This is a genomic window from Pseudomonas moraviensis, from assembly GCF_900105805.1.
Classification (GTDB): Bacteria; Pseudomonadota; Gammaproteobacteria; order Pseudomonadales; family Pseudomonadaceae; genus Aquipseudomonas; species Aquipseudomonas moraviensis_A.
Genome location: NZ_LT629788.1, coordinates 2,969,170 through 2,986,037, shown reverse-complemented (window position 1 = coordinate 2,986,037; position 16,868 = coordinate 2,969,170). Strand labels below are relative to the sequence as shown.

At 60.5% G+C, this 16,868-nt stretch carries 12 protein-coding genes and 4 tRNA genes; 9 read left to right on the top strand and 7 right to left on the bottom strand.

All coding sequences use genetic code 11. The features are described 5' to 3' along the window. Positions 1 to 321: 321 nt before the first annotated feature. Together BLU71_RS13210 and BLU71_RS13205 are read right to left on the bottom strand one after the other, a co-directional pair. Positions 322 to 3,792 (bottom strand): PAS domain-containing hybrid sensor histidine kinase/response regulator, encoded by a 3,471-nt coding sequence (locus BLU71_RS13210; protein WP_083353268.1) that lies wholly within the window; start codon positions 3,790 to 3,792, stop codon positions 322 to 324. 222 nt (positions 3,793 to 4,014) lie between these two features. Beyond that, on the bottom strand, positions 4,015 to 4,557 hold the full coding sequence (locus tag BLU71_RS13205; RefSeq protein ID WP_083353267.1) for a TetR/AcrR family transcriptional regulator: 543 nt from the start codon (positions 4,555 to 4,557) through the stop codon (positions 4,015 to 4,017). Positions 4,558 to 4,647: 90 nt separating this feature from the next. Here BLU71_RS13205 and BLU71_RS13200 point away from each other — a divergent pair, with 90 nt between their 5' ends. The 4 genes from BLU71_RS13200 to BLU71_RS13185 all read left to right on the top strand — a co-directional run bounded on the left by BLU71_RS13200 (position 4,648) and on the right by BLU71_RS13185 (position 9,433). Further along, positions 4,648 to 5,847 (top strand): MFS transporter, encoded by a 1,200-nt coding sequence (locus tag BLU71_RS13200; protein ID WP_083353266.1) that lies wholly within the window; start codon positions 4,648 to 4,650, stop codon positions 5,845 to 5,847. A gap of 49 nt (positions 5,848 to 5,896) precedes the next feature. Beyond that, positions 5,897 to 6,208 carry a cupin domain-containing protein gene (locus BLU71_RS13195; RefSeq protein WP_042607622.1) on the top strand — a complete coding sequence of 104 codons (312 nt, stop codon included), beginning with the start codon at positions 5,897 to 5,899 and terminating at the stop codon, positions 6,206 to 6,208. Positions 6,209 to 6,313: 105 nt separating this feature from the next. Continuing rightward, positions 6,314 to 7,465: a TDT family transporter gene (locus tag BLU71_RS13190; protein ID WP_064365412.1), complete on the top strand. Its 1,152-nt coding sequence runs from the start codon at positions 6,314 to 6,316 to the stop codon at positions 7,463 to 7,465. Between the two features lie 96 nt (positions 7,466 to 7,561). Further along, on the top strand, positions 7,562 to 9,433 hold the full coding sequence (locus tag BLU71_RS13185) for an MFS transporter (RefSeq protein WP_064365411.1): 1,872 nt from the start codon (positions 7,562 to 7,564) through the stop codon (positions 9,431 to 9,433). A gap of 114 nt (positions 9,434 to 9,547) precedes the next feature. Here the strand turns inward: BLU71_RS13185 and sugE are convergent, their stop codons facing one another. From sugE to rdgC, 3 genes are all read right to left on the bottom strand, one after another. Further along, positions 9,548 to 9,862, bottom strand: a complete 315-nt coding sequence (gene sugE / locus BLU71_RS13180) for a quaternary ammonium compound efflux SMR transporter SugE (RefSeq protein ID WP_041479526.1) — start codon at positions 9,860 to 9,862, stop codon at positions 9,548 to 9,550. Positions 9,863 to 9,979: 117 nt separating this feature from the next. Next, entirely contained in the window at positions 9,980 to 10,945 is a 966-nt protein-coding gene (locus BLU71_RS13175; protein WP_083353265.1) for a bile acid:sodium symporter family protein, read from the bottom strand. Positions 10,946 to 11,093: 148 nt separating this feature from the next. Next, positions 11,094 to 12,014, bottom strand: a complete 921-nt coding sequence (gene rdgC, locus BLU71_RS13170) for a recombination-associated protein RdgC (protein WP_042607627.1) — start codon at positions 12,012 to 12,014, stop codon at positions 11,094 to 11,096. A 159-nt stretch (positions 12,015 to 12,173) separates the two neighbouring features. Here rdgC and BLU71_RS13165 point away from each other — a divergent pair. The 4 genes from BLU71_RS13165 to BLU71_RS13150 all read left to right on the top strand — a co-directional run bounded on the left by BLU71_RS13165 (position 12,174) and on the right by BLU71_RS13150 (position 12,707). Then, a tRNA-Val gene (locus tag BLU71_RS13165) sits at positions 12,174 to 12,249 on the top strand. Between the two features lie 19 nt (positions 12,250 to 12,268). Next, a tRNA-Asp gene (locus BLU71_RS13160) sits at positions 12,269 to 12,345 on the top strand. Between the two features lie 190 nt (positions 12,346 to 12,535). Then, positions 12,536 to 12,611: transfer RNA gene (locus BLU71_RS13155), tRNA-Val, on the top strand. A 19-nt stretch (positions 12,612 to 12,630) separates the two neighbouring features. Further along, positions 12,631 to 12,707: transfer RNA gene (locus BLU71_RS13150), tRNA-Asp, on the top strand. 89 nt (positions 12,708 to 12,796) lie between these two features. Here the strand turns inward: BLU71_RS13150 and BLU71_RS13145 are convergent. Both BLU71_RS13145 and BLU71_RS13140 read right to left on the bottom strand, forming a co-directional pair. Further along, positions 12,797 to 13,966: a catalase family protein gene (locus BLU71_RS13145; RefSeq protein ID WP_083353264.1), complete on the bottom strand. Its 1,170-nt coding sequence runs from the start codon at positions 13,964 to 13,966 to the stop codon at positions 12,797 to 12,799. Continuing rightward, positions 13,963 to 15,774 (bottom strand): di-heme-cytochrome C peroxidase, encoded by a 1,812-nt coding sequence (locus BLU71_RS13140; RefSeq protein WP_083353263.1) that lies wholly within the window; start codon positions 15,772 to 15,774, stop codon positions 13,963 to 13,965. The genes BLU71_RS13145 and BLU71_RS13140 overlap by 4 nt, the downstream gene beginning before the upstream one ends. Before the next feature lie 269 nt (positions 15,775 to 16,043). On the opposite strand from BLU71_RS13140, the gene BLU71_RS13135 reads away from it, so the two are divergent. Then, entirely contained in the window at positions 16,044 to 16,760 is a 717-nt protein-coding gene (locus tag BLU71_RS13135; RefSeq protein WP_016773732.1) for an FKBP-type peptidyl-prolyl cis-trans isomerase, read from the top strand. Positions 16,761 to 16,868 lie beyond the last annotated feature (108 nt).

The following is a 16,868-nucleotide window of genomic DNA, read 5'->3' as shown; positions in this document are numbered from 1 at the left end:
AAGTACCCAAAAAGGCTTGCTCCTGCGTTCGGCCCTCGCAGGCTCGGGTTCCTTCGCTCCGGGACTGATCCGGGCGCAGCGGCTCCGGTTTGCTTCGCTGCACCTACACTCGCTGTGTTTGGCTGCGCCAAACGGTCGCTGCGCTCCCACCCCCGGATCAATCCCTCCGCTCAGCCTTCCGACGTCGCCCGTGGATCAAGATCAAAAGCACTCGAGCTAACGCTCATTGTGTAGGAGCCGCCGAAGGCTGCGATCTGTGCTTTTGACTTTGCTTTTCTGTGGGAGCGAGCCTGCTCGCGATGGCGTCGGCGAAATCACCGGCTACAGCGGCAGATACCGACTCAACAGGGCCCGCAAGGCCGCGGGCTTCACCGGTTTGGCCAGATAATCCAGTCCCGCCGCGTGCACTTGCGCCACCGTCTCCGGGCGCCCATCCGCACTGATTACCACGCCGGGCACCGGTTCGCCCAGACGCGTACGCAACCACGCCATCAGCTCCGTACCGGTGTCGCCGTGATCGAGGTGATAGTCGACCAGGGCAAGTTGCGGCCGTACCCCCTCATTCAATATCGCGGCGCATTCGTCGCGATTGCGCGCCGTCCACACCTGGCAGCCCCAGCGGCTGAGCAGGCTGTTCATGCCAATCAAAATGCTGTCTTCATTATCGATGCACAGCACTTGCGCGCCGCTAAGCAATTTACCGTTCAGTTCCACGGCGGCGTTCGCGGGAGGCGTTTGTGTGCGCGCCAGCGGCACCGTCACGCTGAATACGCTGCCACGGCCCGGCCACGAACGAACGCGCAAGGTATGCCCGAGCACCCGGCACAAGCCGTCGGCGATTGCCAGACCCAGGCCCAGGCCTTTCTCCGCGCGGGTCTGGTGGCTGTCGAGGCGCTTGAATTCTTCGAAGATCACCTGCTGCTTGTCTTCCGGAATGCCCGGCCCGCGATCCCAGACCTCCAGACACAGCTCGCCGTCACGCCGGCGCACGCCCAGCAGCACCGGGCCCTTGGCGTAGCGGAAAGCGTTGGTGAGGAAGTTCTGCAGAATCCGCCGCAGCAGCTTGATGTCGCTGTCGATGCGCAATTGACTGCCGCGCACCCGGAACGTCAGCTTCTGCTCCTGGGCAAGCGCTTTGAATTCCGCACCGAGGGTGTCGAACAGTTCATTGACCGCGAAGGGCTTGCGATCCGGGTTGATCTTGCCGTTTTCCAGGCGCGAGATGTCCAGCAGATCGCTGATCAGGTCTTCGGCTGAACGCAGCGAGCTGTCGAGGTGTTGCACCAGTTGTTGCGCCTCGGCGCTCAAGCCTTCGTTTTGATGGGAGAGGGCGGCGGAGAACAGCCTTGCGGCGTTCAGCGGCTGCATCAAGTCATGGCTGACGGCGGCAAGAAAGCGGGTTTTCGACTGGTTCGCCGCCTCGGCGGTGCCCTTGGCTTCGGTGAGTGCGACGTTGAGTTGCGAGAGTTCCTGGGTGCGCGCGCTGACCCGTTGTTCGAGGCCTTCGTTGGCCTCGGTGAGCGCCTGTTCGGCCTCGCGGAACGCGGTAATGTCGGTGAAGCTCATGACGAACCCGCCGCCGGGCATCGGGTTGCCGATCAGCTCGATCACCCGGCCATTGGGGAACAGCCGTTCGGAGGTGTGCGCGCGGCCCTGGCGCATCCAGTGCAAGCGGCGCGCAACGTGCACTTCGGCCTCGCCGGGGCCGCATAGGCCACGTTCGGCGTTGTAGCGAATGATGTCGGCAATCGGTCGGCCGACGCTGATCAAACCGTCAGGGTAGTTGAACAGTTCCAGATAACGTCGGTTCCACGCCACCAGTTTCAGCGATTGATCGACCACGCTGATGCCTTGCGTGATGTTTTCGATCGCGCCTTGCAGCAGCGCACGGTTGAACTGCAGCACCTCCGAGGCTTCGTCGGCGATGCGGACTACGTCCTCCAGCTGCATTTCCCGACCTTCGATGGCGGCTTTTACGACAGCGCGCGTCGAAGAGGCACCGAGGACACCGGCGAGCAAGCGTTCGGTGTGAGCAATCCATTCGCTGTCGGCGTTCTGGTTGGGGTTGAAGCCCTTGCCCTGGCGGTAGGCGAAACGAATGAAGCTCTGTCGCGCCCGTTCTTCGCCGACAAAACGCGCCGCCAATTGCAGCAGATCGTCGATCTGCACCGCCAGCATCGAGCGACCATTGGGCCGCGCGCTGATTTCCTGGCCGATGAAACGCCCGGCCTGCCAGTGCTCCGAAACCCGCGTGCGCGACAGCACCGAGACCCAGGCAAACAGGGTGAAGTTACCCGCCAGCGACAGCACCACGCCTTGGGTCAGCGGCGTGATCGGCAGGTTCAGCGGATTGCTGTGCAGCCACGCCAAGCCGGGGAAGCTCGCCAGCGACCAGCCGAGACTGTGCGCGGCAATCGGCAGCACCAGCGTGTAGAACCACAGGAAAGTGCCGGTGGCGAGACCGGCAAACACGCCACGGCGGTTGGCCTGTTTCCAGTACAACGCGCCGAGCATCGCTGGCGCCAGTTGCGTTACCGCCGCGAAGGCGATCTGGCCGATGGTCGCCAGGCTCGCGGTCGAGCCGAGCAAGCGATAGCTGACGTAGGCCAGCAGCAGAATCACCACGATGCTGACCCGGCGCACCGAGAGCATCCACTGGCGGAACACTTCGAACGGGCGCTCGGCGTTGTTGCGGCGCAACAGCCACGGCAACAGCATGTCGTTGGAGACCATGGTCGACAGCGCGACGCTGGCGACAATCACCATGCCGGTCGCTGCCGATGCACCACCGATGAACGCCAGCATGGCCAGCGCCGGATGCGCCTGGGCCAGCGGCAGGCTGATCACGAAGGAGTCGGGCAGCACGTGGCTGGGCAGCAGCATCTGACCGGCGAGTGCGATCGGGACTACGAACAGTGCGGCCAACGCCAGATAGGCCGGGAACACCCATTTCGCCAGCCGCAGATCCTGCGGGTCGATGTTTTCCACCACGGTGACGTGAAATTGCCGGGGCAGGCAGATGATCGCCATCATCGCCACCCCGGTCTGCACCACCATCGACGGCCAGTTGATGGTTTCCTTCCAATAGGCTTCAAGGCGCGGGGCGAGCATCGCCTGATTGAACAGGTCGTCGAAACCGTCATACAGGCCGTAAGTAACGAAAGCGCCGACGGCGAGAAAAGCGAACAGCTTGACCAGCGATTCGAAAGCGATCGCCAGCACCATGCCACGGTGGTGTTCGGTGGCATCAAGGTTGCGCGTACCGAAAACGATAGTGAACAACGCCAGCACCAGCGACACGATCAGCGCCGTGTCCTGAGCGCGGGTGCCCATGGCATCGGCGCCGGCGCCGATCAGCAGGTTCACGCCGAGGACGATGCCTTTGAGTTGCAGGGCGATATAGGGCAAGACGCCGACCAGGCAGATCAGCGCCACGACCACCGCCAGCGATTGCGATTTGCCGTAGCGCGCGGCGATGAAGTCGGCGATGGAGGTGATGTTCTCCTGTTTGCTGATCATCACCATTTTCTGCAGGACCCACGGGGCGCATACCAGCAGCAGGATCGGCCCAAGGTAGATCGGCAGGAACGACCATAGTTGTTCCGCCGCCTGTCCCACCGCGCCGAAGAACGTCCAACTGGTGCAGTAAACCGCCAGCGACAGGCTGTACACCCAGGCACGCACTCGCGGCGGCAACGGCGTGCTGCGACGGTCGCCGTAAAAGGCGATGGCGAACATGATGGCCATGTAGGCCAGGGCAACGACGGCGATCAGCCCGGTGGACAACGACATGCAGCACTCCCGACAAAAGACTCCCCGGCACTCCTGCCCGGGCGAACAGTCTCGCACGGGCGCGGCGGTTAGTCAGTGTCGACCAAGGTCGTGGCGTGGCGGGGTGTCGCAGGCGGGGTAGCGGGTGGTTTTTATGGTAACCGGGCGGGCCTCTTCGCGAGCAGGCTCGCTCCCACGGTTGGAATGCATTCCCTTGTGGGAGCAAGCCTGCTCGCGAAGGCGTCAGTCCAGACGCAGCGCGATATCGATCAGGCGATGGAGCTCTTCAATCTCCAGCGCCGTCGCCGAAAACAGAATCCGGAACACCACCGGCGCCACCACCAGATTGATCAAGCGATCCACGCTCGGCGCCTTCTCATGCGCATAGCGATCGACAATGGTCTGCAACTGCGCACCAATGATTGCCACGCAATAGCCCGGCGTAGCGCTCGCTTGCACGTCACGCATCATGTTGCGCCCGACCTCCGAACTCATCTCGTCGAGATACTGCTCGGCCCACGCGCGGATATCGCCGCGCAGACTTCCAGTGTCCGCCGGTTCGCTGTCCGGGCGCATGCGGGCGAGGGCGACGTCCGCCAGCAACGCCGCCAGATCACCCCAGCGCCGATAGATCGTCGACGGCGTAACCCCCGCGCGGGCGGCGATTTGCGGGACGGTCACGGTGGAACGTTCCTGCTCTTGCAGCAGCGCATTGACAGCCGAATGGATCGACTCTTGCACCCGGGCACTGCGGCCACCGGGGCGTAAACCTTCTTTAATAGCCATGGTTCAGACCTTAACACAAAGAATTTGCTTTAAGCGCGAGGCGGTAGCACACTGCGTAAAAGCAAAAAGTTAGCTTTTGCGGAGTTTCCTATGACCAGCCCTTTGAAAGACGTTGCTTCCCATCGATCCAGCCTGTGGTTTCTGGCGATCACCTTACTGAGTTTTCTCGCCGCTTCCACCGCGCCGACGCCGTTGTATCACCTGTATCAGGACCAATTGCATTTCTCCTCAGCGATGCTGACGCTGATCTTCGCCGTTTACGCCTTGAGTCTGTTGGCGGCGTTGCTGACGGTCGGTTCGCTTTCCGACCATTTGGGCCGCAAGCCGGTGATCTTCAGCGCGGTTCTGCTCAATGCCCTGGCGATGCTGCTGTTCATTTATGCCGACAGCGTCGCCTGGTTGATCGGCGCGCGGGTGCTGCAGGGTTTCGCCACCGGCATGGCTACCGCCGTTTTGAGCGCAACATTGCTCGACACCGATCGCCAGCAGGGGCCGTTGATCAACAGCGTCGCGCCGTTACTCGGAATGGCTTTGGGCGGTTTGGGCTGTGGCTTGCTCGCAGAATTCGCACCCGCGCCGTTGCAGCTGACCTACTGGTTGCTGCTGGCGTTGTTCGTGTTGCAGGGCGTGTATGTGTGGCGCTTGCCGGAAAGTGTTTCGCGACAGAGCGGGGCGTGGGCGTCGTTGCGGCCGACCTTGCATGTGCCGGTGCAGGCGCGTTCAACATTGTGGCGAGTGTTGCCATTGAATACTGCAACCTGGGCGCTCGGAGGTTTTTATGCCTCGCTGGCACCGTCATTGGTACGCACAGCCACCGGCTCGACCTCCAACCTGATCGGCGGCGCGACGGTGGCGGCATTGACCGTGACGGGCGCGTTGATGATCTTCACCATGCGCAACCGCCCGGCTGCTCAGGCGCTGCTGCTGGGCGCGAGCTTGCTGCCGGTCGGGCTGATATTGATTTTGCTTGGGGTACACGGCGCCAGTCTGTCGCTGTTTTTCTTTGGCACCGTGGTCGCCGGTTGTGGCTTTGGCTCGGGTTTTCTGGGTGCGGTGCGCACTCTGGTGCCGCTGGCCTTGCCCCACGAGCGAGCCGGGTTGATGTCTGCGTATTACGTGCTCAGTTATCTGGCGTTCTGTCTGCCGGCGCTGCTGGCCGGGCATCTGGCGCGCAGCTTCGGATTGCTGGCGACCACCGACGGTTACGGCGTTGTGCTGATCGTGCTGGCCGTGGCTGCGCTGCTGCTCAGTCTGCGGCCCCAGGCGGGTAAAATTTGTAGTGCTCCTTGAGCGCCGCGGTTTCGGTTAGCCTTGGCGAACTTCTCTCACGGATCGATTCATGAAGATTATCCGCAGCAAATCGTTTACCGCCGAACGCGCCTGGGGTGCCTTGGACATCGCCAACATGAACGGCATCACCACGCGCCTGCACTGGACCGATCAGCCGTACAAATGGCACGTCAACGACGGAGAAGAAGTGTTCGTAGTACTCGATGGTCGGGTGCGGATGCACTACCGCGAAGGCGGCGAGGAGCGGCAGGTTGTGTTGGACACAGGTGATATTTTCTATGCCTCGGTCGGCACCGAGCACGTCGCCCATCCGCAAGGCGAGGCGCGGATTCTGGTAATCGAATCGGAGGGTAGCGTTTAGCTGTTTATCTGCAAAACAGATAACAGTTAGAGATATTACCCGTTATATCGATATTCGATTCGGATCTACCATGAGCTCAACCTCACCAGAGGACAGGAGCTCATGATGATTTGCCCCAACAGTGTCACCCCCGGCTTCAAGCCTTTCAGCCAGCTTCAGCATCCGCGCGAAGTGATCCGGCAATTCACGCCGAACTGGTTCGCCGCGACCATGGGCACCGGTGTGCTGGCATTGGCGCTGGCGCAATTGCCGCTGGCCATTCCCGGATTGCACGCCGTGGCTGAAGGGCTGTGGCTGTTCAACATTGTCTTGTTCACGCTGTTTACCGCAGCCTACGCCGCCCGCTGGATGTTGTTCTTCGATGAAGCACGACGGATTTTCGGCCATTCAACCGTGTCGATGTTCTTCGGCACCATTCCCATGGGCCTGGCGACGATCATCAACGGTTTTCTGCTGTTCGGCGTGCCGCGCTGGGGCGACGGAGTAATCCAACTGGTTGAAGCGTTGTGGTGGATCGATGTGGCGATGTCGCTGGCCTGCGGCGTGCTGATTCCCTACATGATGTTTACTCGTCAGGAGCACAGCATCGATCAGATGACGGCGGTATGGTTGCTGCCGGTAGTGGCGGCGGAAGTGGCTGCGGCCAGCGGCGGCTTGCTCGCCCCGCATCTGACGGACGCCCATGCGCAACTCATCGTACTGACCACCAGCTACGTGCTCTGGGCCTTCTCCCTGCCGGTAGCGTTCAGCATTCTGACCATCCTGTTGTTGCGCATGGCCTTGCACAAACTGCCCCACGAAAACATGGCCGCGTCGAGCTGGCTGGCCCTCGGGCCGATCGGCACCGGTGCGTTGGGCATGTTGCTGCTGGGCGGTGAGGCCCCAGCGATTTTTGCCGCGAATGGTCTGCCCGGTGTCGGCGAAATCGCCTCGGGTCTGGGCCTGGTGGCGGGAGTGACGTTGTGGGGTTTTGGTCTGTGGTGGATGTTGATGGCGCTGCTGATCACCGTGCGTTATCTGCGTGACGGCATTCCGTTCAACCTCGGCTGGTGGGGCTTCACCTTTCCGCTGGGCGTGTATTCCCTGGCGACGCTGAAACTGGCGAGCATCCTCAGCCTGACGTTTTTCAGCGTGTTCGGTACGGCGCTGGTGATTTTGTTGGCGGCGATGTGGCTGATCGTCGGCAAGCGCACCGTGCAGGGCGCGTGGCGTGGCGAGCTGTTTGTCTCGCCGTGTATCGCAGGTTTGAAGAAATAAACTGAAAAGTTTAGGTAAGGTGTGGCCTGGATCGTGGTGCGGCATTCCAATGACAAGCATCCAGGCCTCTCTACCCAACATCAGGAAACACGGAAGATGAGTCACCCCTCACAGTTCAACCTGTTGCGTACCCGGCGCTTTTTGCCCTTCTTTATTACCCAGTCGCTCGGCGCGTTTAACGACAACGTATTTAAACAGTCGTTGATCCTCGCCATCCTCTATCGGCTGACCATCGAGGGTGACCGCTCGATCTGGGTCAACCTTTGCGCGCTGCTGTTTATCCTGCCGTTTTTCCTGTTCTCGGCACTGGCCGGGCAATTCGGGGAAAAATTCGCCAAGGACGCGCTGATCCGCCTGATCAAGCTCGCAGAAATCGCCATCATGGCCGTAGGATCGATCGGCTTTCTCTTCGATCATCTGTCACTGATGCTGGTCGCGCTGTTCGCCATGGGCACGCATTCGGCATTGTTCGGCCCGGTGAAGTATTCGATCCTGCCGCAGGCCTTGCGCGATGACGAACTGGTCGGCGGCAACGGTCTGGTGGAAATGGGCACGTTTCTGGCGATTCTCGCCGGGACCATCGGCGCCGGGATCATGATGTCGACCGAGCACTACGCGCCGGTGGTCTCCGCAGCGATCGTCGGCATTGCCGTGCTGGGTTACCTGGCCAGCCGCAGCATTCCGCGTGCGGCGGCATCGTCGCCGGAAATGCGCCTGAACTGGAACATCTTCAGCCAGTCCTGGGCGACGCTGAAACTCGGCCTGGGCCAGACGCCGGCGGTGTCGCGCTCGATTGTCGGCAACTCGTGGTTCTGGTTTGTCGGGGCGATCTACCTGACGCAGATCCCGGCCTACGCCAAGGAGTGGATGCACGGCGACGAAACAGTGGTGACGCTTATTCTGACGGTGTTCTCGGTGGGGATCGCGCTGGGTTCGATGCTCTGCGAAAAGCTCTCCGGGCGCAAAGTCGAGATCGGTCTGGTGCCGTTCGGCTCGTTCGGCCTGACCGTGTTTGGCCTGTTGCTGTGGTGGCATTCCGGGGGAATCCCGGACAGCGTCACCGGCCATAGCTGGATTGCCGTATTGGGCTTCGTTCACACCTGGGCGGTGTTGATCGATATTCTTGGTCTGGGCATTTTTGGCGGCTTCTATATTGTGCCGCTGTACGCGCTGATCCAGTCGCGCACGGCTGAAAACGAACGGGCGCGAGTGATCGCCGCCAACAATATTCTCAACGCGCTGTTTATGGTGGTGTCGGCGATTGTTTCGATCGTTTTGTTAAGCGTCGCCAAGCTGTCGATCCCGCAACTGTTCCTGGTGGTGTCGCTGCTGAACATCGGCGTCAACGCCTACATCTTCAAGATCGTCCCCGAATTCAGCATGCGCTTCATGATCTGGCTGCTCAGCCATTCCATGTACCGCGTCGAGCATCGCAACCTTGAAGCGATCCCGGACGAAGGGGCGGCGCTGCTGGTGTGCAATCACGTGTCATTCGTTGACGCCTTGCTGATCGGCGGGGCAGTGCGTAGGCCGATTCGCTTTGTCATGTACTACAAGATCTACAACCTGCCGGTGCTGAACTTTATCTTCCGCACGGCGGGTGCGATTCCTATCGCCGGACGCCAGGAAGACATCCAGATCTACGAAAAAGCCTTCACGCGCATTGCTCGGTATCTGAAGGAAGGCGAGCTGGTGTGCATTTTCCCGGAAGGAAAGTTGACCGCTGATGGCGAGATCAATGAATTCCGAGGTGGGGTGACGCGCATTCTCGAGGAGACGCCGGTGCCGGTGATTCCGCTGGCGTTGCAAGGATTGTGGGGGAGTTTCTTCAGTCGCGATCCGAACAAGGGCTTGTTCCACCGCTTGTGGTCGCGGGTGACGCTGGTGGCGGGGCCGGCGATTACCGAAGGGACGGAACCGGCGAAGTTGCAAGGGTTGGTGGGGGAGTTGCGCGGATCCGTCAGATAGTCGCTGCATCAAAAGGCCCCTTCGCGAGCAGGCTCGCTCCCACAGGTGACCGTGTTCCAATGACGGAATGCGGTTGAATGTGGGAGCGAGCCTGCTCGCGAAGACGGTAGTGGCTTAAGCGCTCACTTTAAGGCCTATCAAACCCGTGACGATCAACGCCACACTGGCCAGCCTGATCAGCGCCATCGATTCACCAAACAGAATGATCCCGGCGATCACCGTACCCACGGCACCGACGCCGGTCCAGATCGCATAAGCCGTACCCAATGGCAATTCCTTCATCGCCAGGCCCAGTAGGCCGAGGCTGATAGCCATGGCGGCAACGGTCAGGGCGGTGGGGAGCGGGCGGGTGAAGCCGTCGGTGTATTTCAGCCCGACGGCCCAGCCGACTTCGAACAGGCCGGCGCAAAACAGAATGATCCAGGACATGCAGGACCTCCATCGATTGACGGGGTCGTCCCCAGGTTAATGACTCGATCGAGCCGCAGGGTCGTCCCCGCGTTGCGCAATAGTGACGAGCATTAACCCGAGGATCAAGTTTTCAGCTCAGTCGGCGGCCCGTTGCGCAAGATTGTCGCGATCTTCCTTTTCACTCATGCGCCGGAAGTACGTCGACAGCAGCGCCCCGGAAATATTGTGCCAGACGCTGAACAACGCGCTCGGCACCGCCGCCAGCGGCGAGAAATGCGCACTGGCCAGCGCCGCACCGAGGCCCGAGTTCTGCATGCCGACTTCCAGTGCCAGCGATTTGCGCTGAGCCAGAGGCAAACCGAACAAGCGCCCGGTGAAGTAGCCGAGCAGATAGCCGAAGCTGTTGTGCAGCATCACCACGGCCATGATCAACAGCCCGGACTCGGCGATTTTCGCCTGACTCGCCGCCACAACAGCGGTGACGATAATCACGATGCTGACCACCGACACCAGCGGCAGCACATCCACCGCATGCCGCACCTTGTCACCAAGCAGACGTTGCGCAACTACGCCGAGAATGATCGGCAGCAGCACCACTTGCAGGATCGACCAGAACAGCTCCATGAACGACACCGGCAGCCATGCTGAGGCCAGCAGCCAGATCAGCGCCGGAGTCAGCAACGGAGCGAGGAGGGTGGTGACCGCGGCGATCGCCACGGAAAGCGCCAGATCACCGCGCGCCAGCCAGGTCATCACGTTCGACGAGGTGCCGCTCGGGCAGCAGCCGACCAGAATCACCCCGACGGCGATTTCCGGCGGCAGGTGGAACACCTGGCAGAGCAACCACGCCACACCGGGCATGATCACGAAATGCGCGACCACGCCCAGCGCCACTCGCCACGGATGGCGAGCGACGGCGGCGAAGTCGTCGAGTTTGAGGGTCAGGCCCATGCCGAACATCACCAGACCCAGCAGCGGTACGATCGCGCTTTTCAGGCCGATGAACCACGCCGGTTGCAGGAACGCCACGACGGCGAATATCAGAACCCAGTAAGCGAAGGTATTGCCGACAAAGCGGCTGAGTGCAGCCAGTGCGCGCATGGCTTGATCCTTATTATTAAATGAACAACACAAAACAAATGTAGGAGTGAGCCTGCTCGCGATAGCGGTCTATCAGTCAACATATTCGTTGAATGTCAGTCCCTCATCGCGAGCAGGCTCACTCCTACAGTTTGGACCTCGCAGGGCTTTAGATCCCCTGCGGCATCTCTTCCCCGCCCAACGCTTCAACCAGCGCCGGCAGGAAGTCGCCGAAGGTCAGCATCATCAAGGTGAAGCTGGCATCCAGTTGACCCAACGCTTCATCGCCACCGTCCTGTTCCGCCTGATCCTGCAGCAGATCCTCGAACTTCAGGCGCTTGACGGTCATCTTGTCGTCGAGCATGAACGACAGTTTGTCCTGCCAGGCCAGCGACAGCTGAGTGACGACTTTGCCGGTGCTCAGGTGCAGCTGGATTTCTTCGCTGGTCAGGTCCTGACGCTTGCAACGGACAATGCCGCCGTCTTCATGGGTGTCGCGCAGTTCGCACTCGTCCAGCACATAGAAATCGTCGGCGGCTTTCTGTGTGGTGACCCAATCGGTCATCACCGCAGTCGGCGCCATTTTCACGGTCAGCGGACGGACGGGCAGGGTGCCGATCACTTCGCGCAGGGTCGACAGCAAATCCTCGGCGCGTTTCGGGCTGGCCGAGTTGACCAGGATCAGGCCCTGTTTCGGCGCGATGGCAGCGAAGGTCGACGAACGACGAATGAACGCGCGCGGCAGGAAGGCCTGGATGATTTCATCCTTGATCTGATCGCGTTCCTTTTTATAGACCTTGCGCATCTGCTCGGCTTCGATCTCTTCGACCTTTTCCTTGACCGCGTCACGCACGACGCTGCCCGGCAGAATGCGTTCTTCTTTACGGGCAGAGATCAGCAGGAAATCCCCGCTGACATGCACCAGCGGCGCATCTTCGCCCTTGCCGAACGGTGCGACGAAACCGTAAGTGGTCAGCTCCTGGCTTGCACACGGCCGCGCCAGTTTGGTCGCCAGTGCAGTCTCCAGCGCCTCGGCATCGACAGGCAGGTCTTGGGTCAGGCGATAGATCAGCAGGTTCTTGAACCACATGGGGTGAGTCACTCCTTTATACAAAGGGGGGCATTATTGTCTTCGCCGGGGCATAGGCCAACCCTTCTCTAAGCCTTTGGAAGGCCTCGGAAAATTATTTAAAAAAGTGCTTGCCAGAGGTTGGGGTGCTCCGTAGAATGCGCGCCACACCGAAGCGAAGGGTGATTAGCTCAGCTGGGAGAGCGTCTGCCTTACAAGCAGAATGTCGGCGGTTCGATCCCGTCATCACCCACCATTCGTTTCAAGTGTTTAGCGCAGCGGTAGTTCAGTCGGTTAGAATACCGGCCTGTCACGCCGGGGGTCGCGGGTTCGAGTCCCGTCCGCTGCGCCATATTCGGTAACCTGGACCACTGAACGCCAGGTCACCACGGAAAAACCCGCTGAGGCGGGTTTTTTTCTGTCTCAAGGTTGTACCCGCGGGATGTGTCGTTTCACCGGTTTTCAGATTTTTTTGAAAAATATTCAATTAAATCAACACTTTACGAAAACTTGTGGCATAATGCGCCCCGTAACGAAGCGAAGGGTGATTAGCTCAGCTGGGAGAGCGTCTGCCTTACAAGCAGAATGTCGGCGGTTCGATCCCGTCATCACCCACCATTCGTTTCAAGCGTTTCGCGCAGCGGTAGTTCAGTCGGTTAGAATACCGGCCTGTCACGCCGGGGGTCGCGGGTTCGAGTCCCGTCCGCTGCGCCATATTCGGTATCTGGAACTGAACGCCAGAAACCACGGAAAGCCCGCCTTGTGCGGGCTTTTTGCTGTCTGCGATTTATAAAATCGCCGCGCTACTGCGCCGCATTGCGGGCATGCCGATAATCGCTCACCGCCTCGTACACCGCCTTGCGCAGGCGATTGATCCCGCCGATCGGCCGATGCGCCTCGATGCCGAACCACGGATTGAATGACAGGTTGTCACATTGCAGATTCAGCGCCGGCGTGTCGAAGTCCTGCGCGGGCAAAGTGATCCGCGCCACCGTTTCAAACGGTGCATCCTGCTCACGCCACTCGATACTGGTGTCTTCGATAGGCATGTACTTGTGCGCGTCCTGGCGCTGGATCTGCAGGACAAAACACGCCGGCACCCGATCCGTCGACAACTGCTGATTAAGTGCGCTGCGCAGGAAATTCGGCAGGTCGTGATTCTGTTTGGGCAGGGTATACGCCGGGCAACTGTCCGGATCCGGCGCGACGCGGAATTTCGCATTGGCCTCACCGAATTTGTAGGGCGATACCGAGAAGTAGGTGGTCGCGGTCGGGCTGTCCGGCGGCGCTGACAGCGTAGCCAGCGCGATGAATAGATGGCGGACCTGCCAGGTACGCGGATCCCATGTCGGAAAAAACGCCATGACCTTCTTGCCGTCAGCCTGCGCCGCCACATTCTGACGGTACTCGGCGACATCGCTGACAAAGAAGTTCGGGTGGCTGAACATCACGAAATCCTGTTCATGCCGGTCACCGCTATCGCTGAGCAATTGCTTGCCCGGTACGTCGAGAAGCTTGATCGCCATTCCTCGAGCGTCGCGGATGCTGTCGAATTGCGGATACGCATTGCCGTTGGACAGCCGGATCAGAGCCTGCCAGGTCTTGCCCGGCTCGCTGAACACACCTTGCCGAAGCGACTGCTCCAATTCCGGTAGCACCTGGAGTTGCGCCTTCACGCAGCCATGCGCCTTGGCGTGGGCATCGCGCAGATAACGCGTGCTTTCGCGGTGTTGGTCGACGATCCGCACTGCGGTTTGAATGACGTCCTGCGTCATCGCCGCTTCGCCTGCGGGAATCTGTTCCTGGGCCGACACCGGCCCGCGGTGCTGCCAGGCAAACCACGCGGTGGCGATGGCCCAGCCGAGCAGGGCGATGACCAGCACGATCAGCAGCATCTTGCCGAGCAAACGCCCCAGCAATAGCCAGAAGCGCGCCAGTGGCGGCAGTTGTTTTTTGAATGTCGGCATGATCATGGCAACTGCGCCTCCAGTGGTCCGCCCAGTACTTTCAGGTATTCGAGCAACGCCCAGCGCTCCTCGGGTTGCAGGAGGCGGCCGATCACCCCGTTGTCGCGTGCGCCGGCGCGGAATTCGTGGCCGCTGTTGTGATTGCCGCTGATGCGCGTGTCGAACAGGAACGCGTTGGTGAAGGCTTCGGTGCGATAGCCGAGGTGGCGCGGGTCATATTCGAGCGTGCCTTTATAGAAGGTCGTTGCGCGCTCATCCTGCGGTGACAACAACTGATAGAGGCTCGGCACTGAACCGTTGTGCAGAAACGGCGCAGTCGCCCACACGCCAGCCAGCGGCCGCGCCTTGTAAGCGACTTTCTCGCGCACGCCGATCGGCAGGCCAAAGCCATCCATTCGCGGCTTTTCCTCCGGCGTGATCTTCGCTTCGCGATAGGCGCGGTTTTCCACGAACGCGGTGACGTAAGCCAGGCCCTTGGCCACCGATAGTTGGCTCGGATCGAGCGACTCTTTGGGTTCGGGGTGCAGTTTGACGTCCATCTTTTCCAGCTCTTTGACATCCCATTGCAGTGCGCTCAGGTCGAAACGGTGGCTGGCAATGTTGTTGGCCGCGTTCGGATCCGTGCCGATGACATTCACCGGAATCATGTGCAAGTGCTGCACCCAGCGTTCGCCTTCCCGGGATTGGCGCGGCACGTGACAGCCGGCGCAGTTTTCGGCGAACAGCGCACGGCCCTTGGCGGCCAGCGGCTTGTCGATCGCACCGAACAGATCCTCGGGCCAGGTTGGCGGCTTCAGTTGTTGCAAGGTTTCTTCGATGGCGTGCAGATCGCGCACGCGTACGCTGGAGGGGTAGCGCTCAGCGCCTTGCAGCGGTTGGCCGTTGGCGTCAAAGAAACTCAGTGTGGCGCCGACGCCGAGCGCTTCGCCGATATTGCGCGCCATCGGCTGCTGTGCCGAGCCGTTCCACTGCACCCAATCGAACGTCCACATGTCCCACAGTTGCGGGTAATCCACCGGCGCATCGGCCACGCGGTAGTTGGCAGGAGAAATCGCATCGCCAAACGTCGCGTTGGCAATCCGGCCGAACGCGTCGGTGCGCCCCGGGCCTTCCTCGGTCGGGTAGAGGCCACGATGGGTATCGTTCCAGGCCACTTTGAGGAAAATGTTGAGCGAGGTTTTGAAGTCTTTGCGCAATTGCTCGTGGCGCGCGTCGTAATCGGCACCGAGGACCTGGCGGGCGAAGCGTTCGAATTTCCACGGGTTGTAGTAGGTCGAGGCCAGACTTGCGACCAGGGCCTGGCCGAAACTGCCGCCGCGCAATGTAGGAACGCTGGAAGGCAAAACATGTTGCGCGGTGCCGCCATCGATGCGCACGGCCTGACCTTTGAAGCGCAACTCGCCGGTGTGGCAAGCGGCGCAGGTGATGTCCAGATAGTGCTCGGAAGCGTTGCCGGGATTCTGGTGCCGGGCGAAACCGACTGGCAGGTTGCCCGGGTTGCTGGCGCTCGCTTTCTGCTGCGGATCGACCAGGAAACCGAAACGGGCGAGGTACTCGGGGGAGGCGAAGCGCTGTTCTGAGAAGGGCAGTTCCAGCGCCTCGAACCACTCGTAACGCAGGCCTTTGACTTGCGTACCTTGCGGCGTGAAGTAGTAGGTCTGCCGTTGCTCTGCGCTCCATTGATCCAGGTAGCGCACCTGTTGGGGCGGGGTGTAGAAGGGCAATTTCGGATTGGCGACGTAATAGACAATCACCGCAACGGCGATTAGCGCCAGTACGATCACCAGAGTGAGAACGCGGAATAGGAGGCGCAAGTTAAACATCCTTGTCGAATTGTTGCGCTGTTATGCCTGAGCCGTGACTGCTGGGCAAGTGGCCATTACGCCAGAGGCTGTGGCAAGTGCCGACGACCTTTGTCGTCCGCGGATGACAGAAGCTTCATCCACACGTTGCGCAAATGCGTTTTAATCCCTGAACTTATCAGAAGATTCCTGCTCTCATGCCGGTAGCCATTGGTCGTGGCGGCCTGATAAGCTCGCGGCTTTACTCGATTGCCCATTCGGCGCATGAACAAGGAAATAGCATGAAACAGCATCGGTTGGCGGCGGCGGTAGCCCTGGTTAGCCTGGTACTCGCGGGTTGTGACTCGCAGACCAGCGTAGAGCTGAAAACCCCGGCGCAAAAAGCTTCCTACGGCATCGGCCTGAACATGGGCAAAAGCCTTGCCCAGGAAGGCATGGATGATCTGGACTCCAAAGCGGTAGCCCAGGGCATCGAAGATGCCGTTGGCAAGAAAGAACAGAAGCTGAAAGATGAAGAACTGGTCGAAGCCTTCGCGTCGCTGCAAAAGCGTGCTGAAGAGCGTATGGCCAAGATGAGCGAAGAGTCGGCAGCCGCCGGCAAGAAATTCCTCGAAGAAAACGGCAAGAAAGCCGGTGTAACCACCACCGCTTCCGGCCTGCAGTACGAAGTGGTGAAGAAAGCCGATGGCCCACAGCCTAAGCCGACCGACGTCGTCACTGTGCACTACACCGGCAAGCTGACCAACGGCACCGTGTTTGACAGCTCCGTCGAGCGCGGCAGCCCGATCGATCTGCCAGTCAGTGGCGTGATCCCGGGTTGGGTAGAAGGTCTGCAACTGATGCACGTTGGCGAGAAGTACAAACTGTACATCCCTAGCGATCTGGCTTACGGCGCTCAGTCGCCAAGCCCGGCAATCCCGGCCAACTCGGTTCTGGTTTTCGACCTGGAACTGCTGGCTATCAAGGATCCAGCCAAAGAAGACGCCGCTGCCAAGTAACAGGCAACGGCATCAACAACAACGCCTCGCTTATGCGGGGCGTTGTTGCATCTGAAGGCTGGCAAAGGTAAACAGAGCGAACTGACGCCCGTCGACACAGTCATAGCT